Origin of the sequence: Legionella londiniensis, from assembly GCF_001467825.1 — a bacterium.
GTDB classification, from domain to species: domain Bacteria; phylum Pseudomonadota; class Gammaproteobacteria; order Legionellales; family Legionellaceae; genus Legionella_A; species Legionella_A londiniensis.
Genome location: NZ_LNYK01000014.1, coordinates 389,772 through 412,146 on the forward strand (window position 1 = coordinate 389,772; position 22,375 = coordinate 412,146).

The following is a 22,375-nucleotide window of genomic DNA, read 5'->3' on the forward strand; positions in this document are numbered from 1 at the left end:
ACTGGACTTGACTGTTCCTACCATCTCAAGATTGGAATCAGGTTTGTGTAATCATCCCGCCACAACAGGCTTTCATTTTCAGCAACAAAGCGCCAGTTTTTATCGCGCAGAAGGCTCGATATCGTCTCTTCATTTTTGGTCAGCAAAACCCATTCAGACGGGAGCTGCCCCTGCTTCCTGTTACCGTTTTGCCTGGTATGCAAAACCGCCATATCCAATTCACGTCCCGCTGCGGTTATCACTGGCAAGACATTTAAATGGCGGTTGCTGATGTTCGCCAGGATAACGCCATTTTCCGTGATTTTTTGCTGATAAAGCTTAAATGCTTCCAAAGTTAATAAATGAACCGGTATTGCGTCTGAACTGAAAGCATCCATCACCAGCAAATTATAGGCATGATCCGGCATATGCGTCAGGGCTAATCGGCCATCATCCCTGATAATGGAAACTTTCGCCGGGCAATCCTGCAAATAAGTAAAAAATTCTGGATTGTTGGCCATCTCAATGACTTGCGGGTCAATTTCCACCATGGTTATCTCATCCTGCTTACGAAATTGGCAAACCATGGTTCCAACTCCCAATCCAAAAATAATGGTTTTAAGAGAGGGGTGAATCTGCTGCAGATACTGAACCACCGGAAAAACCGCTCCATAATAAGCTTCTATTCCCCTGTATTCTTTTTGTTGTTTGTTTTTTATCAATTGAAACCCGTGTAATGTGCTGTGGCTCATAAAAACATGCAAACCATTCTGGGCGTAAACTTGTTTTACCCCATAAAAATTGCGCTGCTGGCTCAGAATAGTTGGCGTTTTAAACCAGGGCATAAAAATAAACACAAATAAAATGCTCATGCTGACAAACAGCGTTTTGGAACTATTTGCAAAAATTAAAATCATTGCCAGGGCAAGTATTTCAAGGATATGCATTGATTTTATCCAATGCGGCCAGCCTTGATCCGGTAAGTAATAATTAATCAGCAGCAGCAAAATTGTCAGTAAAGGCACCCCCCACTGGAAATTTTGCCTGGGCATTGAAATTCCAAACAGCGCAATCAGGATAATTAATGGATATTCCTCGGCATGTATAAAGAGTATTGGCGCAAGCAAACTGTTAAATACCCCTGCCAGAACACCTCCTGAAGCAATACAAAAATAAAAAGTGGTTAATTGGGATACAGGCGGCCGAGAACGAGCCAATTCCCCATGAAATAACAATCCCAGCATAAAAAAGGTTACAAGATGGGCAATAATCAATTGCCACCCTGGCAGGCTGTGTATGCCCGCAATAAAGCCGATGATAGGAAAAATTAAAATAAACAGCGTATTTCTTTGCACCCACCTGTGGGATATAAAGCTTTTACGTGAAAAGGTAATGACATAAGTCAAAAGATAAAGCGCAAGCGGCAATACCCAGAATAGAGGCGTCGCCGCTATATCTGTCGTGATGTAAAATGTTACCCCAAGCATCAAACTGCAAGGCACGAAACTAAGATAAATCCACCACAGTTTTTTAGCAAAAGACACAGTCCCTGCCCTTGAATATGTCTGGATGACAGGCGCATAACGGCTCGTGGTCAAAAGCAAAATCAGTAAAATAAGATATAAAGCATAAGCAACGTTCCAGGCAAAAAATTGTTGTTTAACACTGAAATAACGTTCAATAAGCCAGGGATAACTCAACAGCGCCAGCAAACTGCCTGCGTTGCTGGCTGCGTACAGGTAATAAGGGTCGCTGCTTCTAATTTTTTGATTTTGGCTGAAAGCATATTGTAATAAAGGCGCCGAAGAGCCTATTACCAGCAAGGGCAACCCGAGCTGCATGACCAAAGACTTAAGAATACTGAACTCGGGAATATCGGTTCCCGAATCGGGCGAAAACAATAAAGGCAGAAAAAAAATACTAAGCAGGCTGACTGCAATATGCACACTTCGCCAAAGACCACCATATCTAAATCGGCTTATTGCCCAGACATATGCATAAGCAACAAGGAGCAGGGCTTGAAAAAACAACATGCATACAGCCCATACGGCCGGTGTGCCTCCAAATGCCGGCAACAGCACTTTTGCCGCCATAGGTTGAATCATGAATAAAAGGCTGGCGCTTAAAAGCAAAGCCAGTGGAAAAAGTAATTGCAACACCTTAAGCTGTCCTGCGCAGGGTATCGGATATATTCATCATAACGAAATAATACAGTAAATAAAGCAATTTTTCGGAGCGACATCATGCTTTGATCGCCAAATGCCTTATTTACATCATTTTCGCGAAGCATGAAACGACAAATCTTAGGCGTTAGAGCCTTGACGCGCTTTGTTCCGAGCCGTTTATCCTGACACCCTCATACAGAACTGAATTAACGCTGTTCAACCTCCTGCTTTGGAGGTTGCTCAGGCGGCGTTACATACACCCTCGGGAGTTCAACCCTGGTCTCTGTTTCCGGTACAATGGGAGCTGGTGGAGGCGGAACAGTAACATACCGGCCGCCAAAGACAAAATAAAGTACAATCATGGCCAAAAGTACAATCACGATTACCGCAATCACCATTACCGTATTATTTGCCCTGTATCCTGCCATAACCCACTCCTCTTTTTACTGCAACATTTTTAATAAGAAGAAAGGCTCTTATGGATTTTCTCGTGAAGCGGCAAGCATCCAGCGTGCCTTTTCATGCGCTTCTATCCGGTTTGCCAATAAATTAACAGTTCCTTCGTCATTTTTTTCCTGAGCCATGTTCATGGCTATATTTAAGTCTTTCAGCAAAGCACCGTGATCTTGAGCAAGCTCAACGACCATATCATTGGCGCTGATATCTGAGTTGCCGTCTTTAATGGTTTTCAAACGCTCAAATTCTTTAAAAGTTGCAGGAGCCTTGTGGCCTTTAATCAGGATTCGCTCTGCAACTTCATCCACGGCCTCTGCCAGCGCCAAATATTGACTTTCAAACAGGCCATGCAATGATCGGAATTGAGGTCCTTTTACATGCCAATGATAATTTTGTGTTTTTAAATACAAGGCGTAGGTATCGGCCAGGATAACAGATAACTTATTAATCAAATCACTCATCTTAAACTCCCTTTTGATTATTTTTATGATCAATATGATGGTTTTGAATTACCTTATCCTGAATTAAGGATAGTTGAAAAAGAAAATAATTAAAACCGCCACGCCTCGACCGATTGCAGGTAAATATCAGTTTTTGATGGGCTTATAATCCCGATAAGAGGTTTTGCCGGTTCATTGCCCTTTCCCCTCTAAATCTTGAGTGGTTGGTTAAGGCTCTGCGAACTGCCATTCCAGTGATGATACAGTCGGCCGCCGGCAAAAAGACCCAAGCCGCAGGCTAAAGCCGCAAGACCAGATCCTGCTACAATTAAACCAGCGCTAGCGCTCACCGCAGCCAGGAGTACTATGCCCGAAGCTACGGCGGCCAGTCCCAAAACAGCGACAAATCCACCCAAAACCTGCATGCCGATACCCATTAAAGAAGAAGCAGATTTTTTGGCAGCGCCATTTTTTATATTATCCGACGCCTCCATATTCAAAGAATCCACATTGGTATTTTCTTCTGAAGATTGCGTTTCAAAAGAACCATTGATCTCCGGGTGTGTTCCTATATACCAGCGAATCTTATCCCGCACTTCTTGGTTCTTTGTGGATTCTAAAAGTTCCTTAAAGAGTTTTTTGGCTTTGGATGGAGCCTTGCTGCATGTTTTCCGGCCTTCATTATGGTATACAGCGAGGTTGAACTTAGCCCATTCATGTCCTTTGCTGGCAGCTATTTCTGCCCAGTAAAAGCAGTCTTTTTCAGAACGCACGCTGCAAATGCGCGATAATTTGAACGCATGTTCTGCAGGAATTAAATCAATATGCTTTATAATCTCGGGTTCTAATTGGACAATTACCTGCCTTGCTTTCTCCAATGCGTTTGCTGAAACCATAGTGGCGTTCATCAGAAAATCAAGATTCTTTTCATACTCAGGCAATTTTTTTTCGACGAAAATCTGTTGATGACGTTTATTAAGAAGCTCTTTGTGGTTTTTCTGGTTTTCTTTCGATGTGAGCGACAAATTGAGCAGGGCGGCATTAGGAAGAAATGGAGCGACCACATCTTGCATGATGTCTTGAGGTATATCGGAAAATGGTTTCATAGCAATTAACAATGGTAATTTTGATTGGTAATTTTACAACAAGTAAAAATCACAATCAATATGTCCATTCAGAAATGTCAAGTCAATATAAAAATCATATTTTTTTATTTATCATCGTTTTGTTAGAATCTTCTCATTCTTATTTTACATTTTGCGAATATTTAAGCATGAATCAATATTTATATTCTTTAGATAAAAAAAGTATTTCTGAATTTCAATCACAGGATAAAATGGAAGCCCTTGCTGCGTTAGAATCAGGGAAAGTCGTTTTTCTTCCAAATTATTGTTTTACCCTGAACCAGCATGAACACATGTTTACTGAAAGTATACTGAGTCCAAATCGTAAAAACGTCAGCTATGATTTTCAATCGCGAAAGCTTTCAGGCGTCTGCAAACACCATTCTATTGAGCAGGCCAACAAAGTCCGACAGTTTATGCACCGTTATGCGGAATTTTCCAGGCAGCTGCTCGAAAGCCTCCTGCCCTCATATCAAAATGAATTACGGTTGGGAAGAACCAGTTACCGACCTGCCGAAATTCAAGGAAGAAAAAGCTCAAAACTCAAAGATGATACCAGGTTACATGTGGATTCATTTCCTGCAACACCAGTTAACGGACAAAGGATTTTACGTGTTTTTTGCAACATTAACCCTGAAGGTAAACCCAGAGTATGGCACTTGGGAGAGCCTTTTTCCCAAGTCTTGGAACAATTTTCATCCAAAATACCGAGGTATAATGCTTTGCAAGCAAGGTTATTAAAGCTTTGCAAAGTGACCAAAACCTTTCGTACTCCTTATGATCATGCCATGCTGAATCTTCACAACCTGATGAAGCTCGATGATGCCTACCAAACTGCCGTTAAAAAATTGCGATTCGATTTTCCGGCACAAAGCACCTGGCTGGTTTATACTGATCAGGTTTCCCATGCGGCTTTAAGCGGCCAGTTTTTGCTTGAACAAACTTTTTATCTGCCTGTCTCTGCTATGAAATATGCTGAATTTTCACCGCTTAGGCAATTGGAAAAAGTAAAATCGTTATCACTGGCATAACGTCTTATCTTACGAAACATTTGCTTCCTGCAAAAAAAAACCCGCCAGGCGGCGGGTTTTATTAGCTGGACACATGAAGGCTTACATCATGCCGCCCATGCCGCCCATGCCGCCCATATCATGGGCGCCGACAGCTTCTTCTTTTTTGGGAAGCTCAGCTACCATGCACTCTGTGGTCAGCATTAAGCTTGCGACTGATGCAGCATTTTGCAACGCAGTACGGGTCACTTTGGTTGGATCAAGGATACCCATCTCAACCATATCGCCATATTCACCGGTTGCAGCATTGAAACCAAAGTTGCCTTTGTTTTCTGCAATTTTGTTAACAATCACAGAAGCTTCATAGCCGGCATTGGCAACGATTTGGCGCAGTGGCGACTCAATAGCGCGGCGCAGGATATCAATACCCATGTTTTGGTCATGGTTATCGCCTTTTAACCCGGCCAGAGCTTTTTGAGCCCGGATTAACGCAACACCACCACCGGCTACGATGCCTTCTTCCACTGCTGCGCGGGTAGCATGCAACGCATCTTCAACGCGGGCTTTTTTCTCTTTCATTTCAACTTCAGTCGCAGCTCCGACTTTAATCACTGCCACGCCGCCTGCCAATTTGGCAACACGCTCTTGCAGTTTTTCACGATCGTAGTCAGAAGAAGTTTCTTCCATTTGAGCACGAATTTGAGCAATGCGATCGCTGATGTCTTTTGCTTTACCTTCACCGTCAATGATAGTGGTGTTTTCCTTGGTAACCACAACACGTTTTGCACCGCCCAGATCTTCAAGAGAAGCGCCTTCAAGGCTTTTACCGATTTCTTCAGAAATCACCTGTCCATTGGTTAAAATAGCAATATCCTGCAACATGGCTTTGCGACGGTCGCCGAAACCGGGAGCCTTCACAGCGCACACTTTTACAATGCCGCGCATGTTGTTGACAACCAATGTAGCCAGAGCTTCGCCTTCCACGTCTTCTGCGATGATCAATAACGGACGGCCGGATTTGGCAACCCCTTCCAGTACTGACAGCATGTCACGGATATTGGTAATTTTCTTATCCACGAGCAGGATGAAGGGGTTTTCCAATTCTGCTGACATATTTTGCTGATTGTTGACAAAGTATGGGGAAATATAGCCGCGATCAAATTGCATACCTTCAACAACAGACAGCTCATTTTCCAGGCTGTTGCCATCTTCAACAGTAATCACGCCTTCTTTGCCCACTTTTTCCATTGCTTCTGCGATAATGGAACCAATGGCTTCATCGGAATTGGCAGAAATGGTACCAACTTGGGCGATAGCCTTGCTGTCTTTGCAGGGCTTGGACATAGCATGCAATTCTTTGGTAATAGCCTGAACTGCCTTATCAATGCCACGCTTCAGATCCATGGGATTCATGCCGGCAGCAACGGCTTTATGCCCTTCAACCACAATGGCGTGAGCCAATACGGTCGCTGTTGTGGTGCCGTCTCCTGCAGCGTCAGAAGTTTTGGAAGCCACTTCCCGAACCATTTGCGCGCCCATGTTTTTAAAGCGATCTTCAAATTCGATTTCCTTGGCAACGGATACGCCGTCTTTGGTCACTGTAGGAGCGCCATAAGACTTTTCCAATACCACATTACGCCCTCTTGGGCCCATTGTGACACGTACAGCGTCTGCCAGGTCTTTTACGCCAGCGAGCATTCTTTGGCGTGCGTCATCACCAAATCGTAAATCTTTAGCCATTATTTAGTCTCCTTTAACGATGAATTTATTTTTCAATAACACCCATGATGTCATCTTCGCGCATCACGACGAGTTCCTGCCCATCAATTTTGACTTCTGTGCCGGAATATTTGCCGAACAATACCACATCCCCTACTTTGACAGCCAAAGCGCGGACATCACCATTTTCCAGTACCTTGCCTTCACCGACAGCCAAAACTTCGCCTTGCATTGGTTTTTCTTTAGCGCTGTCTGGAATCACAATACCACCGGCTGTTTTATGTTCTTCTTCCAGACGGCGAACAATAATACGATCGTGTAAAGGACGAATCTTCATACTTGTTTTCTCCTGATTGTTTTATACCCTATTTTATCACTCAGAGCGCTCTCTGACTGCTTAGCGTTATCATCTCGATGACGCTGATGATTGCCATATGGGGATTCAAAGGATAGTTTCAAGGGGGTTGAAAAAAAAAATTTATAGAAAGCTCACCAGAGATTATTTGAGCCCGGGCTTTTTTCTCCATACAATCATGCATGATATAATTTCAATGCAGAAGATTTTCAGGCCCAGGAATCCAGATGACATGGCATACTTAAAAGCACCATTCGCGACTGGGCCTTGCTGAAGCGTGGTTTGCATCCGGCTTCAGACTGGATGAATATTTAACGGGTTTGTCATGAAAAAAATTTTTCTAATGTTTTTATTTTTATTTCAGGCGCTTGCATTTGCAAGCCCCCCTTCTGCTGAAGAGATTTTTCAGCTTTCAGCTAAAAGAGAAGATCCAAACACATTTATTTTAAATTGGTCTATCAAGCCAGGTTATTTCTTATATAAGGATAAAATTCAGCTTCAACCCAAAGGAGACAAACTATATAAGCTTGGCAAAATTCGCTTCCCGAAACCCTTAAGCAAAACCAATAACAGGGGAGAAGAATTTGAGATTTACCGCCTAAAACTGTCGCTCCCTGTCCCTGTTCTCGGTGAGGCGGCGGGAGAAGACCTCATCACTGTGCATTATCAGGGCTGCTCGGATGATGGTTTTTGTTATCCGCCGCAGGCAAAAGAAATCAAATTATCCTTTGATAAAGACCTTGCGTTGGTAAACGCGGAACATGGAGAAAACGCAACAGGGGCCAGCAGCGAAGCAGAACCCAAAACTCAGGTGGACGAAGTGCTTTCATCCAATAGTTTGCTCTGGATTATTCCAGGATTTTTAGGTTTCGGCTTGCTGCTTTCATTCACGCCCTGTGTTCTCCCCATGATCCCGGTACTTTCCGGCATCATTGTCGGTCAAGGCAAGGAGTTATCCACCCGGAAGGCTTTCTTGCTTTCATTAAGCTATGTGCTCAGCATGTCTTTAACTTATGCGCTGGTGGGTGCGGTGGTTGCATTGATGGGCAACAATTTGCAGATTTTCATGCAATCTCCCTGGGTCATCGGTGCCCTTGGCCTTATTTTTGTTGTTTTAGCCTTATCAATGTTTAATTTTTATGAATTGCGCATGCCCGTCTCCTGGCAAAGCAAACTGGCAAGTGTTACCCGCAGTCAAAGCGGGGGGCATTATTTGGGAGCGGCCATTATGGGATGCGTGTCAACGCTTGTGCTGTCTCCCTGCGTAACCGCTCCCTTAATTGGGGTTATAGGCTATATTGCCCACACGGGAAATATAGGCTTTGGCAGCACTGCTTTATTTTTCCTGGGATTGGGCATGGGGTTGCCATTATTATTCATCGGAACTTCCGCCGGCAAGCTGTTGCCCAAGGCCGGTTCATGGATGAATACTGTAAAAGCCTTTTTTGGCGTCTTGCTCCTCGCGCTTGCAATTTATTTACTTGAGCGCATTTTGCCTCAAATTTTAAGCATGGCATTATGGGCGGGGTTATTGATTTTTTGCGGCGTCTTTATCGGCGCATTCAATCAAGCAAAAAGCAATCTTGATAAGCTGAATCAAGGAGCAGGCATCATGCTGTTGGTTTATGGACTGCTCATTCTGATTGGCGCCAGTCAGGGAAACACCAATCCCCTGCTTCCTTTAAAAAATTCTTCTGACCTTGCAAGAACCAGCCGGCAATCTTCGCCACAAGTCGTAACAACCGTCAAGGAAGCCCAAAAAGCATTGGCTGAAGCAAAAGGAACACCAGTCATGCTGGATTTTTATGCAGACTGGTGTACATCGTGTAAAGTCATTGCCGCAACCACTCTGAAAAACCCGGCAATTTTGCAAGAATTAGAAAATATCATTGTGGTTAAAGTCGATCTCACTTCAAATGATCAAAATACAAGAGAGTTGCTGAAGCACTTTAATGTGGTAGCCCCGCCAACATTTCTTTTCTATGACCGAAACGGCAGAGAACTTTCTCACCTTCGGGTAATTGGCGAAGCATCCACGGAAGCATTCATTAGAAAGCTCAATACAATCAAGTTTTAAAATATGATGCGCCCCGCAGATCCATAGGGTATGTGGACAATGCTGGCTGGAAATCGGTATAATTCGCCCACTTTTTTTACATAATTGTCATAATGAATCATAAAGTTGGTTTTGTAAGCCTTGGCTGTCCCAAAGCTCTGGTGGACTCAGAACGCATCATCACCCAATTGAGAGCCCAGGGATATGAATTGGTATCCAGTTATCAGAATGCAGGAGTTGTAGTAATTAACACGTGCGGATTTATTGACTCTGCCGTTCAGGAATCTCTGGAGACCATTCAGGAAGCAATGGCAGAAAATGGGCGAGTCATCGTGACCGGCTGCCTGGGCGCCAAAGCAGACATCATTCGTGATGCCTGCCCTGATGTATTGCATATCAGCGGCGCTCATGCCTATGAAGAAGTTATCCGCGCTGTGCACCGCCATTTGCCGCCGCCTAAAGATCCTTTTACGCAACTCATCCCGCCGCAGGGCATTAAGTTAACGCCAAGGCATTATGCCTACTTAAAAATTTCTGAAGGATGCAATCAAAAATGCACATTCTGCATTATTCCTACCATGCGTGGAAAGCTTAGGAGTTATCCAGTCACACAAGTCCTTTCTGAAGCTAAACGCTTGCAAGAAGCCGGCGTAAAGGAATTATTGGTCATCTCCCAGGATACCAGCGCTTATGGGGTCGATACAAAATTTAAGGAAGCGCTGTGGCAGGAAAAAACCATAAAAACTCAATTTTATGATTTATGCGAGCAACTGGGCAAATTGGGAATCTGGATTCGACTGCATTACGTTTATCCTTATCCCCATGTTGATGATATAATACCGTTGATGCGCGATCGAGTGATTTTGCCTTATCTTGACATTCCCCTGCAGCATGGCAGCCCCCGAATATTAAAAGCGATGAGGCGGCCTGCCAGCCGTGAAAACACCTTGGCGCGCATACAAAAATGGCGGGAAATCTGTCCGGAAATTACGCTGCGCTCCACTTTTATCGTCGGGTTTCCGGGTGAAACCGAGCAGGAATTTGAAGAGTTATTGGCCTTTTTACAAACTGCCCAATTAGATCGCGTTGGCTGTTTCCAATACTCGCCAGTTGTGGGAGCAAAAGCAAATGAGCTGCCAGATCCCGTACCTGAACCAGTCAAGGAAGAACGCTACCATCGTTTCATGCAGACGCAAGCGGAAATCAGCCGCAAGAAATTACAGGCGAAAATTGGTTCAACGCAAAGTGTGCTGGTTGATGAGGTCAATGACAGGCATATCATTGCCCGCAGTATGGGTGATGCGCCTGAGATTGATGGCCTGGTTTACTTGCCTCAATCTTCACAAGTTCATGCTGGAACTTTGGCTGAAGTCAAAATTACAGGCAGCGATGATTATGATTTATATGGCGAATTGCTCGAGGCGAGGTTATAGAAATGTTGACTGAGTGCCCATATCTCTTCTTTGGCAGGATGGGCTTTTTCAGTTTGATATCGCAGTATTTGTTCATGTAATAATTGATGGCAGTGTTGATAAACTCGCCTTAAAAACAACCATTGTTCTTTATCCAGTATATTTTGGCTCAAGAGTTGATTGATCTGCGATAAAGTATGGCTTTTGCGAGCCAGGCGCTCATTGGGATTGGCCAATATCAAATACTGAGTTAGAAATTCAAGATCCAATAATGCGTCAGCACCCGCTTTATGTTCACCAGTTTGCCCAAATTGTTTGATTTTTTTTCTCATTTCCTGAATAGCCGCAGCCAAATGGCGAGTGTTTCTTGGGATAAATAAAATATCTTTTTTTAGCTTGACAAACTGCTGTGTGATGGCTTGGCTTCCAAAAAGCACCCTTGCTTTTAATAGAGCCTGATGTTCCCAAACCCAGGCCTGGTTATACTGATAATCGATATAAGCTGGTACAGAGCTAACCAGTAAACCCGCAGATCCGGAAGGACGCAGGCGGGTATCTACGGCATAAAGCGTACCCATTTGCGTGCGCAGTGTTAATGAGTGGATGATTTTTTGCACAAGCCGATTAACCAAGGGTTCTTTTTCGCAGGGCGCCGTATGCAAAAAAACCAAATCAACATCTGAATCATAGTTCATCTCGCGACTGCCGAGCTTCCCATAGGCAATAACTGCAATATGAGATTTAAGTGATCGAATTTCGGGGAAGCGGCTTTTTAATTCCCGACAGGCATGAAGCAACGTTTCAATAATGATCAATTGCGCGACGTTAGCTAAAAAACGCCCTGCTGTAATTGCATCGACATGGCCATTTAATTCTGCACGGGCAATAAGAAGCCAGCAACGCAATTTGAATTGCCGTAAAATTTCACCCTGTCTCTCCTCTCCTTCTCCATATCCAGGCTGCATTTGCAACATTTGGCGCAGATGAGCATAATCAGGCGGCCTCCAGCTTTCATCTTCATCAAGCAGTACTTCCAGTAAAAAAGGGTATTCAACCAGGAGATATGCAATAAAAGGGCTGACAGCAAAATAACGCAGCAATTCCTGCAATACTTTGGGATTTTCTGTGAGTAATGCGAGGTATGCGCTGCGCGTTACGGTTTTTTCCAATAAGCGGATAACCTGCAGGAGGATAGCGTCTGTTTTGGGAAAGGACGCCAATTCTTGCAATAAAAGCATCATGAATCGCGCCAGCCGCAGGCGCGCGGCCTGTGACAAACGACGGCAACGCGGCGCATGGCGAAACTCCTGAAGTATTTGGTAGCAACGGTCTGCGTTCTCATAGCCCAGGCTTGATAAAACATTGACGGCAAGAGACTCTTCAACATGCCCATGCCAAATGCCTGCCATTTGCGTTGCCAGAAGGCGTGCTTCATTAGTATAAATATCAGCCTGACTTAAAACTGACTGAAATGAGCGTGTGACGATTTCCTGAAAATGACCGAGCTTTTCCGATAATTGCTCCCAGTTATCAAAATTCATTGCCAGAGCCACCTTGCGCTGGATGTCGCGATCATCTGGCAAAGTGTGGGTTTGCCTGTCATTATGAATCTGCAAAACATTTTCAAGCCTGCGGAGAAAGAGATAGGCGTTTTTCAAATCAGGCGCAAAATCCAGCAGTTTCCCCTGATGGAGAGACTCAAGCGTTTGAATGGCATTGGCGCTGCATAAGTTCGGCAATCTGCCGCCGCGGATGAGTTGAAAAGATTGAATGATAAACTCAATTTCCCGAATGCCGCCTGGCCCTCTTTTAATATCGTGTTGCAATGACTTTATGAGCACTTCGCGGGCAATCATTGCTTTCATGCCGCGCAATGATTCAATTACGCTAAAATCAACATAACGACGGTAAACAAAGGGAGCGATAACACGCTGTATTCTTTCAACTTGCCCCTCATTTTCCTGGATGACTCTTGCCTTAACCATTGCGTAACGCTCCCAGTCACGCCCTTGTTCCTGATAATAGGTTTCCATGGCTGATAAAGATGTCACCAGAGGGCCGCTTTCACCATTAGGTCTTAGGCGCAAATCCACACGAAACACAAATCCTTCTTTGGTCATGCATTGCATCAACTCCAGAAACTTTTGAATCAGTTTGGAATAATATTGCTGATTGAATATTTTTTCTCTGCCATTGGTAAATCCCTCATCTGTATAGACAAATATTAAATCGATATCTGATGAATAATTGAGCTCTTTTCCTCCCAGTTTGCCCATGGCAATCGTGTATAACTGGCTAGAAATTCCTGGCTCTGAACAGGGCGTTCCATAGCGGTGCGCCAGTGCCTGATTGCAATATTTCAATGCGTGTAAAATTAAGGCATCAGCACAATCCGACCAGGCACTCATGCTTTTTTCAACATCACAAAGGCGAGCCTGTTCTCTTAATACAATCCTCAATAAATGGCGATGCCTAAAAATACGCAGCCGATACGCAAAAGCCTGGCTGTCGAGATCAAGCGGGATTTGAGAAACGAGCCTAAAATAATCTCTCCTGTCCAGAGGGCCTAGATCATCCTCTGCAACCAGCATCTGTAAAATTGATATATGGCGGCATGCATACTCGCTGATATAAAGTAGCCTTGCCATTGCGTCGCATAATGATCCCTGCAGATCAGGAAAATGTCTGCTGATTAAGTGTTGTTTTACCTCGGGTATCTCATATGAAATATTCTGCTTCATCTCCACTCATAACTAGGAAAAAAGTCTGACTCATCCTATTATATTATAAATACTGAAAAGCATTGAAACCGGCACAGGGTAAAGCCATATCATCTTGATTAAATAATGACTTTCCAAGGTGCCTAAACGGATTAAAAGGATGCAGGGAAAATGAAAAAAATCATATGCTTGTTAATCATTGCCTTTACACTGCATACCCTGGCTCATGCGCAAAATCCGCCGCTTAGAGTAGCAGTCAACCGCTTTGAGCCTCCTTTTGTCATGCAAGGCGCCAATAAGCAGCTGTTTGGATATGATATTAGCATGATGAAATATATTTGTGCGGAAATTCAGAGAGATTGTAATTTTATCCCTATGGATTTCAAAAACCTGATTCCAGCATTAGTCAATAACGAAGCTGATGCTGCCATCGGTGCAATTGGCATTAACGCAGAACGGGCTTTGCAAGTTAACTTTTCAATACCCTATTTGCCGAGCTATTCGCGGTTTTTAACCCGCAGTAATTTAGCCAAAGAACCGTTTAACCCCATGTTTTTGGACAATAAGGCCATTGGGATTGTATCTGGATCTGTATTTGAAAGCGAAATTAGGCGCATGGGCATCAAAAACCCGGATATTCAGCAGTATGATTTTGAAGGAGATATCATTGATGCCTTGGCTAATGAAGAAATCGATCTGGCTTTGCTCGATGCGCCCACCACTCTCTATTGGCAGAGCAAATCATCAGGGCTCCTCAAAGCTTATGGGCCTCCAATGCCCTACGGATTTGGACTGGGTATTGCGGTGAATCGCGATAGCGGGAACTTATTGCGAGAAATTAATCTTGCTCTCACCAAATATTTGAAAAGCAAGGAATTCAAGAAAAATTTCTCCATGTATTTGGAAGAATTTTAAACAAAAAACTTAATGGATGGTGTGCCCTTGAGTCAAACAACGGCTAATCACCTGTCGGGTTACAAAATCTCCTTGATTTGCACCGTACATGGCGCTGAATTGTTGTGCCATTGTCAATACCCAGCTTGCCAAACGCAAATCCAGCCGTTTTTCTTTCTGATCCAGAACAAGCTCAAATAAGCCTAATGAATCACAGTTTTGCTCCTTGGCATACTCTTCCATAATCGTTTGGGCGATATACAGGTCTTTTTCTTTAGTAGGCCAGTCTTTGTTCACAACTCGTTCCTCATTATTATCTCTTATAATCTATATGGGGTTGAATTTTAAAAAAACAAGCACGAATCACCAGGGTCAAACCATTATTTCAATAAGATAAGGTTGGTTATTCAGCCAACCGTTCATGTACGTGTCCCTGGGACTCATACCATAATGTAATAAAAAGTACCATAATGATTGGGCCCAAAAACAAGCCCAAGAGTCCGAGCGTTTCAACACCTCCTAAAATACCAAACAACACGGCAAGAAAAGGCAGCTGGATGGCGCCGCCAATTAAAACAGGCTTGATGAAATGATCGGCAATAAACATCACAAACGTCCCCCAGGCAATGACGATGATTGCTGCAATCATTGCGCCGTTGCTCATTAATATGAGCGCTGCGATAGCGAATACTATGGGAACCACAAAGGGTATCATAGCGGCAAAAGCAGTGATAAATCCCATGAGGGTTGGAGCAGGAAATCCTACGAGCCCGTAGCAGATTCCCATTAAGATGCCAACACCTATGCCTACAACAATCGTGCCGTTTACCGTTGCCCGCAATGCGCCCGGCAGCCTGTCGGCGTATCTGAACCAGCGGCTCCCGAGGCACAGTTCGCCTATGTGATTAATCTGCTGGAACAGTTTTTCGCCATCCCTAAAGAAAAAAAACAGGGTTAAAAGCGTGAATCCCAGTTGAAACCCGCGATGCGCCAAATTCAGGCCAACCTGCTTGATATAATAGCTGGCTGGAGTCAGCGTTAAATGAAGATTAGAGAGAAAGTATTTTACATTACCCGGCTGGCCAATATTTTCATTCCAGTAATTGACCAATTCATTACCTATCAGCGGCAGATCCTTCAGCACGGCTGGAGCCTGGCCTCCTTCCCGGTTAATCAGCTGTAAGTAATTAATCAACAGCTGCAATTCTTTTACAAGAACCGTGATGAGCCAGCTAATTGGAAGAATTAAAAGTAACGTCAGCATGAACGTAAATAAAAAAGCTGCCAGATTATCTTTACCCGAAAAAAATTGTCGCCAATGCTTGTATAACGGGTAAGTGGCTATGACAATAATACCTGCCCACAGCATGGAAGGAATAAAACGATGAATGATAAAAAGCGCCAGCGCTACAATGCTGACAGTCAAGCCAATGCTGATTAATTCTTTATGATTGTCGTTCACGCCTGCTCTCCACAATAAACTAACAGATTTTAGAAGTTACCCATCAAAAGCTGCATGGTATATCAGGAGTGATTCATGCCCATCGCCCGCAAAAGAAAGCCGCTAATTGCAAAATAAACCAGGCCGGTACCGCAGCCAATACATCGTCAAGCATTATACCAAAACCGCCTCCAATCTGTTTATCAATCATGTGTATAGGCTCCGGCTTCCAAATATCAAAAACCCGAAAGAGAAAAAATCCCAGAACCATCCAGCCAAAACCTGGCGGAGCGAGAAACATGGTACAAAGGTAACCAACGACCTCATCCCAGACAATGCCGGAATAATCATGCACACCCAGATCGCTGGATACGCGGTTAGAAACAGCTATTCCCAAAATAAAAGCAAAAACTGTACAAAGCAAATATGTTATCCAGCTGGTTCCGGATAACAGCAGATAAAGCGGAAAAGCAGCCAAGGTTCCAAAAGTGCCGGGCGCTATGGGCGCAAGGCCGCTGCCAAAGCCAAACGCAATAAAATATGCCGGGTCTTGCCATACTCTTTCAGAAAGTTTCATGATATTCATTCCTGATTCCCCAGGGTAAATTAAAAATGGCTGTAGCCAGAAGTTTGAATGGTTTTGGTAGTACCATCCTTTTCCTTGCCGCGCATTCCTTTCTCCTCAGCAATGCACCCTACTGGGAAACAATGAAGCCCCAGTTCGGCCATTGTACATAAAAAAGCCTGGTTTTGTTTTTCAGATACAGTGAAGCACAGCTCATAATCGTCTCCGCCATGTAAAGCAAAATCTATTGCCTTGTCTCCCTGGTAGCGCTTAACTAATGGATGAACAGGAATTGCTTCCAAATTCAGGATGGCGCCAACATCACTTTCCTCACAAATATGATTTAAATCAGCAGCCAATCCATCGGAAATATCTATGGCTGATGTAGCATATCGTAATAAAATCTGATTGAGATCCACACGTGGTTTCGGGTGCATCAGGGCATTCATTAATACCGTTCTGTCATTGGCATCCAGAGACTTGTTATCTAAAAATGCCACTGCCTGAGCCGCGGCACCTATAGGCCCGCTAACATAGACGATATCTCCAGGACTCGCACCGCTTCGAGTCACTGCTTTGCCAGATGGAACGAGGCCGTGAATACAAATGGTCATGGCCAATGGCCCCCGGGTTGTATCCCCTCCTACTAACGCAAGATTGAATTCCCGCATGGCATCATAAAGGCCCTCTGCATAACGCTTAAGCCATGAGGCATCTGATTCGGGCAGGGTTAAGGCCAGCATCATCCAATTAGGATCGCCTCCCATGGCAGCTATATCGCTGACATTAACCATAACCGCTTTATAGGCTATATCGTACGCGTCCCAGTCAGAGAGAAAATGGATATTCGCAACCAGGGTATCAGAGCTTACCACCAAATCATGCCCAATTGGCACGCAAAGGCAAGCTGCGTCATCACCAATACCAAGTACTACATCGGGACGTTTCGCTGACAAGGACTTAAAAAATGTATTAATCAGCTCAAATTCATTCATGTTCACTGCTGATTTCAATTTGCCGGACGTTTTTAGCCAGGTTGTTTAAAACGCCGTTCACATAACGGTGGCCATCCTGAGAACCAAAGGCCTTGGTTAGCGTAATCGCTTCATCAAGAACGACACGGTATGGAATTTCAGGACAGTAAAGAAGCTCATAAGTGCTTAAACGCAGCACAGTCAGTTCGATAGGATTGAGACTTTTGATCGGCCTGTCGAGGAAGGGCTGAAACGAATTTTCTATATCGCATAATTTTTCCGGAACGCCATACAGCAAGCGGCAGAAATATTGACTGTCGACTTTTGACATGTCATTCATGGCGCGAAACTGCGCCTCAATGTCCGATAGATTGCTTGCTGTCATATACCATTGGTATAACGCCTGCAACGCAAGTCTGCGTGCTTTTCTTTTACCTTTAATTGATAGATTATCCACACCAACCTCATGACGATTTATCGTCGTTCATTTGATCAATTGTCATTCTGAATTCACTGATATCTTTAAATCGTTTGTAAACAGAAGCAAATCGCACATAAGCGACATGATCAAGGTTATATAATTGTTCCATTACCCATTCCCCCACCTGTCGGGAATCAATTTCGCGCTCACCTCTACGCCGGATTTTTTGCATAATAGCGACAATGGCTTCTTCAAGCGCATCCCGACTGACAGGCCGTTTCTCCAGTGCCCGCAGCATGCCCGCACGCAGATTCTCGATGTTAAAGGCTTCACGCCGGCCATCACGCTTGATAATAACGGGCATGATGAGTTCAGCCGTTTCAAACGTGGTGAACCGCTCATGGCACGCGAGACATTGCCTTCGCCTTCGGACTTGCGCGCCATCTGCAACCAGGCGGGAATCCACTACTTTGGTTTCTTCTGCATGACAAAAAGGACACAACATAATTAACTGCGATAAACCGGAAAATCGTTACATAACTGCAAAACCTGTTTTCTAACTGAAGAGATAACAGTTTCATTGCTTACATCTTCAAGTATATCCGCTATCCAGTGAGTGATCATTTTGATTTCTTTTTCCTTAAAGCCGCGCGTGGTAACGGCTGGCGTTCCCAAACGCAACCCGCTGGTCACAAAGGGCGAACGCGGATCATTTGGAACGGAATTTTTGTTTACCGTAATGTTCGCACGGCCAAGTGCCGCATCTGCTTCTTTCCCGGTAATATTTTTATCTATCAAATTCAGCAATAGCAAATGATTTTTTGTGCCTCCTGAAACAATGCTGTGCCCACGTTTAATCAGCTCTTCCGCCATGACTTTGGCATTGGTAAGCACTTGTTGCTGATATTCCTTAAATTGGGGTTGCATTGCTTCAGCAAAGGCCACAGCTTTTGCTGCAATAACATGCATGAGGGGGCCGCCCTGAATCCCTGGAAACACTGCCGAGTTGATTTTTTTCTCGATTTCTTCATTTGCCCTGCAAAGAATCAGGCCGCCCCTGGGGCCCCGTAATGTTTTATGCGTGGTCGAGGTTACCACATCAGCATAAGGGAGGGGGGACGGATATAATCCTGCTGCAATGAGGCCTGCAACATGCGCCATATCAACCAGTAAATACGCGCCAACCTTATCGGCAATTTCCCGAAATCGCGCCCAATCGATAATTTGCGAATAGGCTGAAAATCCGGCAATAATCAATCTTGGCCTATGTTCAATCGCTAATGACTCTACCTGTTCATAGTCTATCAGACCTGTTTCAGGATTAAGGCCGTATTGAATTGACCGATAGAGTATGCCTGAGAAATTAACAGGCGATCCATGAGTCAAATGCCCGCCATGAGGCAAGGCCATCCCCAGGACCAAATCCCCCGGTTTCACTAGAGCCATCATTGCCGCGGCATTAGCCTGTGATCCGGAATGCGGCTGCACATTCGCATAATCGGCATTAAACAGTTTTTTGACCCGGGAAATTGCCAACTGCTCGGCGATATCAACAAATTCGCACCCGCCATAGTAGCGTTTGCCCGGATATCCTTCTGCATACTTGTTTGTCAGTACAGAACCCTGCGCCTGCAAGACCCTGGGACTTGCATAATTTTCAGAGGCAATCAACTCAATATGTTCTTCCTGGCGTTTCCCTTCTGCTTTGATCGCTTGCCATAATTCGATATCAAAATTGTCTATTGTATAATTCCTGTCGTACATGACTATTCCTTAACCCGTGAGGAGCAAAACCCGAATACCATAAATACTTTATTAAAGAATCTTCACTTGATAATCAAATCATTGCGGACTTTTTTAACATTGGCAACGCTTGATGCAATTTGTCCCGCCCGTTGCTTAATGGATGCACTGTCCACAAAACCGCTTAGCTGCACTTCATCTTTATAGGTCTTCACCTTGATCTCAAATCCCCGAGCTCCCAGCTGATTTAGCAGTTTAGCCTTGACCTTGGCTGTCACAGCGGAGCTATCTAGATATTCTCCGGTGCTCTCACGGGTAGGTGTGGCAGCGCAAGCAATAATGACTAAAGCCAATAAGGACATGGTCAACATTTTAATGATTTTTATCATTGTTTCTCCAAGTCATGATGGAAGTTGCGTAGCCAGCATTGAGCAGGCAAAAAACAGAGAAAATTTAGAGCAGAAAGCACGCCATAGATACAATTAATGCGTATTTTATAATCAAATTTTCTCTCATTTTAACAATAAAGGCGAAATTGCTTAATGCCGGACTCCGGTAAAATGTCTCAAATTTATCAAGATTACCATGCTGTTATAATAAAGTCATGCACTGGTTTTGTGCGGGCACGGACAAAATCATACTTTTACATCAAGGCTTATTTGCGCAATTTACGCGCGGTCAAAAAGCCCTTGGCAAGCAAACTCAAGAACCATCATCAGAAATAAAGCCCTGCCTGGACGGAAATGCCAAATTTAGGCGTTCATAAAAGCATTATTTAATCAAAATGATATGGTTTTAGCCATAATGCGCATGGGTAGCCCCGGGTTATGACTTAGTCCAAGCCGGGGTACAAGCGGATAATGGGGGCTAAGAAACAGCCTGTCAGGATTTCTGTTTTACTTCGGCGTAAGGTGCGCCGTTCACCGGTAAAACATAGACCGTGGTTCCTCTTGGAGTGTAACCCTTGTAAACCGGATACCCTCTCAAGGTATTGATGTACAAGTCCATGCCATCATGGCAGTACCCATAGTAATACAGCGAAATATAGTGAGGCGCGTCACCGCTATACACGATAAAAGGTGTCAGGCGGCTTCTATCATCAAAAAAACCGGAAACGCGGACATCCTGACTACTGTAATTAATAATTTCAATTTCACAATAGCCAGGATAGTTCATGCTGCTCGTTGCGGCGTTTTTGCTATTGTCATTCGCCTGGGGGTGAGTATGCAGGTTTGCAGCAAAGGCTGAGGAAAAAAGAGATAAAAAACCAAAGAATAAAACGGCTTTCAGTTTCATGATTATACCTTTATTGTGTTGGGTGTATGAATACTATCAAAGAACATTGTTTAGTCAATAAGTTTTTTATTGATCATCATGATGGATTTATATTCTAAAAAATGGCGGCCTCAAAACGTGCTGGCTCAAGATATGCTCATGCAGGGACTCTGCATTTCCCGCATTTAAGTTGCATGCGCTTTTAAGCGGATGATATATTACGGTATTTGTAATTGCCGTGTCCTGTTGGCCCTTTTAAGGACTATTGCCATTTATGAACAGAATCACAAGAAAACGCATGACCATCATGATCATACTTTTGGTCATTGTGTTTGGTGGAATCATAGCGTTTAATGCCTTTAAAGCGTTCATGATGAAGCGATTTTTCGCAAGTTTTGAGCCGCCTGCCGTCACTGTGTCCTCAGTCACGGCAAAAGAGCAAGATTGGGAGCCCACCATTTCTGCAGTTGGAAATTTTGCAGCAATCAATGGCGTTGAAGTGAACTCGCAAGCGGCTGGCAATGTGGTTGCTATCCATTTTGATTCAGGGCAATTTATTGAGAAAGGCCATCCGCTGATTGATATTGATGACTCTGTAGAGCAGGCAACCTTAAAATTCAACAAATCCGATCTTGCATTACAGGAGATAAATTATAAGCGTCAGACTGATCTCTTTAAAAAGGGCGCTACACCAAGCTCAAACGTTGATGAGGCTCGGGCTAAACTATTACAGGCACAGGCCAATGTTGAAAAAACTCAGGCCTTAATCAATCAGAAACATATCACAGCGCCTTTTTCCGGGCAGCTCGGCATACGCCAGGTCAACCTCGGCCAGTATGTTTCGCCCGGACAAACCGCTATTGTGAGCCTTCAGTCGCTTGACCCATTATTTCTGGAATTTTATCTTCCGGAGCAATATCTTAAACAGTTATATATTGGCCAAAACATCACATTCGCTGTGGAGCAAAATCCAAAATACCGGTTTCACGGTATCATTACTGCGATTAATTCCAAGGTTGATGTGAACACCCATAATATTCTGGTACAGGCCACTGTACCCAATTGCCCCGCAAAGGCTGTCGCAATGCCTAAGACATCCAAGCTCGTGAAAATTAAAAAACAAAAACTTTTTACAAGAGAGCTTTTAATTTGTGACACCGACTTAAACACGAAGAATCATGTTACTGAATTTAACTTCATTCCAGGCATGTTTGCTGCCCTGGAAGTTGAACAACCTTCCGTCTCCAAGGTGGTTGTCTTACCCTCCACTGCCATCTCATATAGCCTCTATGGCAATTCAGTATTTGTGATTGAAAAGGATAAGGAGGGGAAAAAAGATGAGAAAGGACAGGATATACTTCGCGTGAAACGCGTATTTGTCACAACTGGCGACCAGCAAGGCAATTACACCATTATTCAAAAAGGAATCGAGCCGGGCCAGGAAGTGGTCAGTGCCGGCGAACTTAAATTACAGGACGGCACGCGAGTTATCATCAATAATGATGTGCAGCTGGACCAAGAGGTCAACCCTCAGGAATTGAGCCAATAAAATTACATTGGAATTAACTTAAATACGTGGATGTGCACGCTTGCCCATCTTTCAGGTAGTCCTTAGGGTGGATTACA

General features: G+C 44.1%; 21 protein-coding genes. 5 read left to right on the forward strand and 16 right to left on the reverse strand.

Annotated elements, in window-relative coordinates; all coding sequences use genetic code 11:
- Positions 1-17: 17 nt before the first annotated feature.
- The 4 genes from Llon_RS05285 to Llon_RS05300 all read right to left on the reverse strand — a co-directional run bounded on the left by Llon_RS05285 (position 18) and on the right by Llon_RS05300 (position 4,146).
- Positions 18-2,138 carry a spermidine synthase gene (locus Llon_RS05285; RefSeq protein WP_058529007.1) on the reverse strand — a complete coding sequence of 707 codons (2,121 nt, stop codon included), beginning with the start codon at positions 2,136-2,138 and terminating at the stop codon, positions 18-20.
- Between the two features lie 212 nt (positions 2,139-2,350).
- The gene (locus Llon_RS05290) at positions 2,351-2,572 is read right to left on the reverse strand and encodes a hypothetical protein (RefSeq protein ID WP_058529008.1); all 222 of its coding nucleotides are present in this window, start codon (positions 2,570-2,572) and stop codon (positions 2,351-2,353) included.
- Between the two features lie 48 nt (positions 2,573-2,620).
- Entirely contained in the window at positions 2,621-3,061 is a 441-nt protein-coding gene (locus Llon_RS05295; protein WP_058529009.1) for a Dps family protein, read from the reverse strand.
- Between the two features lie 188 nt (positions 3,062-3,249).
- Positions 3,250-4,146 (reverse strand): hypothetical protein, encoded by an 897-nt coding sequence (locus Llon_RS05300; RefSeq protein WP_058529010.1) that lies wholly within the window; start codon positions 4,144-4,146, stop codon positions 3,250-3,252.
- A 167-nt stretch (positions 4,147-4,313) separates the two neighbouring features.
- Here Llon_RS05300 and Llon_RS05305 point away from each other — a divergent pair, with 167 nt between their 5' ends.
- Positions 4,314-5,195 carry a Kdo hydroxylase KdoO gene (locus Llon_RS05305; RefSeq protein ID WP_058529112.1) on the forward strand — a complete coding sequence of 294 codons (882 nt, stop codon included), beginning with the start codon at positions 4,314-4,316 and terminating at the stop codon, positions 5,193-5,195.
- A gap of 81 nt (positions 5,196-5,276) precedes the next feature.
- Here Llon_RS05305 and groL read toward each other — a convergent pair whose 3' ends face one another.
- Both groL and groES read right to left on the reverse strand, forming a co-directional pair.
- Positions 5,277-6,914, reverse strand: a complete 1,638-nt coding sequence (groL, locus tag Llon_RS05310) for a chaperonin GroEL (RefSeq protein WP_058529011.1) — start codon at positions 6,912-6,914, stop codon at positions 5,277-5,279.
- Positions 6,915-6,939: 25 nt separating this feature from the next.
- Positions 6,940-7,230, reverse strand: coding sequence for a co-chaperone GroES (gene groES / locus Llon_RS05315; RefSeq protein WP_058529012.1), 291 nt, complete (start codon positions 7,228-7,230; stop codon positions 6,940-6,942).
- A 343-nt stretch (positions 7,231-7,573) separates the two neighbouring features.
- Here groES and dsbD point away from each other — a divergent pair, with 343 nt between their 5' ends.
- Positions 7,574-9,325 carry a protein-disulfide reductase DsbD gene (gene dsbD / locus Llon_RS05320; RefSeq protein WP_058529013.1) on the forward strand — a complete coding sequence of 584 codons (1,752 nt, stop codon included), beginning with the start codon at positions 7,574-7,576 and terminating at the stop codon, positions 9,323-9,325.
- 92 nt (positions 9,326-9,417) lie between these two features.
- Entirely contained in the window at positions 9,418-10,737 is a 1,320-nt protein-coding gene (rimO, locus tag Llon_RS05325) for a 30S ribosomal protein S12 methylthiotransferase RimO (protein ID WP_058529014.1), read from the forward strand.
- Here the strand turns inward: rimO and glnE are convergent.
- Positions 10,698-13,457: a bifunctional [glutamate--ammonia ligase]-adenylyl-L-tyrosine phosphorylase/[glutamate--ammonia-ligase] adenylyltransferase gene (glnE, locus tag Llon_RS05330; protein ID WP_058529015.1), complete on the reverse strand. Its 2,760-nt coding sequence runs from the start codon at positions 13,455-13,457 to the stop codon at positions 10,698-10,700. The genes rimO and glnE overlap by 40 nt on opposite strands.
- A 150-nt stretch (positions 13,458-13,607) precedes the next feature.
- On the opposite strand from glnE, the gene Llon_RS05335 reads away from it, so the two are divergent.
- Positions 13,608-14,351 (forward strand): transporter substrate-binding domain-containing protein, encoded by a 744-nt coding sequence (locus Llon_RS05335; protein WP_058529016.1) that lies wholly within the window; start codon positions 13,608-13,610, stop codon positions 14,349-14,351.
- A 9-nt stretch (positions 14,352-14,360) separates the two neighbouring features.
- Here Llon_RS05335 and Llon_RS05340 read toward each other — a convergent pair whose 3' ends face one another.
- The 9 genes from Llon_RS05340 to Llon_RS05380 form a co-directional block, all read right to left on the reverse strand.
- Positions 14,361-14,627 (reverse strand): hypothetical protein, encoded by a 267-nt coding sequence (locus Llon_RS05340; protein ID WP_058529017.1) that lies wholly within the window; start codon positions 14,625-14,627, stop codon positions 14,361-14,363.
- A gap of 106 nt (positions 14,628-14,733) precedes the next feature.
- A complete protein-coding gene (locus Llon_RS05345; protein ID WP_058529018.1) occupies positions 14,734-15,792 on the reverse strand; it encodes an AI-2E family transporter in 1,059 nt (352 codons plus the stop codon).
- Between the two features lie 73 nt (positions 15,793-15,865).
- Positions 15,866-16,357 carry a phosphatidylglycerophosphatase A family protein gene (locus tag Llon_RS05350; RefSeq protein WP_058529019.1) on the reverse strand — a complete coding sequence of 164 codons (492 nt, stop codon included), beginning with the start codon at positions 16,355-16,357 and terminating at the stop codon, positions 15,866-15,868.
- A 20-nt stretch (positions 16,358-16,377) separates the two neighbouring features.
- Positions 16,378-17,331, reverse strand: a complete 954-nt coding sequence (thiL, locus tag Llon_RS05355; RefSeq protein ID WP_058529020.1) for a thiamine-phosphate kinase — start codon at positions 17,329-17,331, stop codon at positions 16,378-16,380.
- The gene (gene nusB, locus Llon_RS05360) at positions 17,324-17,767 is read right to left on the reverse strand and encodes a transcription antitermination factor NusB (RefSeq protein WP_058529021.1); all 444 of its coding nucleotides are present in this window, start codon (positions 17,765-17,767) and stop codon (positions 17,324-17,326) included. Before nusB ends, thiL begins: the two co-directional genes overlap by 8 nt.
- 7 nt (positions 17,768-17,774) lie before the next feature.
- On the reverse strand, positions 17,775-18,236 hold the full coding sequence (gene nrdR / locus Llon_RS05365; protein WP_058529022.1) for a transcriptional regulator NrdR: 462 nt from the start codon (positions 18,234-18,236) through the stop codon (positions 17,775-17,777).
- Positions 18,237-18,238: 2 nt separating this feature from the next.
- Positions 18,239-19,495 carry a serine hydroxymethyltransferase gene (glyA, locus tag Llon_RS05370; protein ID WP_058529023.1) on the reverse strand — a complete coding sequence of 419 codons (1,257 nt, stop codon included), beginning with the start codon at positions 19,493-19,495 and terminating at the stop codon, positions 18,239-18,241.
- A gap of 62 nt (positions 19,496-19,557) precedes the next feature.
- Positions 19,558-19,863 (reverse strand): BON domain-containing protein, encoded by a 306-nt coding sequence (locus Llon_RS05375; RefSeq protein ID WP_058529024.1) that lies wholly within the window; start codon positions 19,861-19,863, stop codon positions 19,558-19,560.
- Positions 19,864-20,356: 493 nt separating this feature from the next.
- A complete protein-coding gene (locus tag Llon_RS05380; protein ID WP_058529025.1) occupies positions 20,357-20,770 on the reverse strand; it encodes a hypothetical protein in 414 nt (137 codons plus the stop codon).
- 253 nt (positions 20,771-21,023) lie between these two features.
- Between Llon_RS05380 and Llon_RS05385 the strand changes: the two genes are divergently transcribed.
- Complete coding sequence (locus Llon_RS05385) at positions 21,024-22,298, forward strand: efflux RND transporter periplasmic adaptor subunit (protein ID WP_058529026.1); 1,275 nt, start codon at positions 21,024-21,026, stop codon at positions 22,296-22,298.
- The last annotated feature ends 77 nt before the right edge of the window (positions 22,299-22,375 follow it).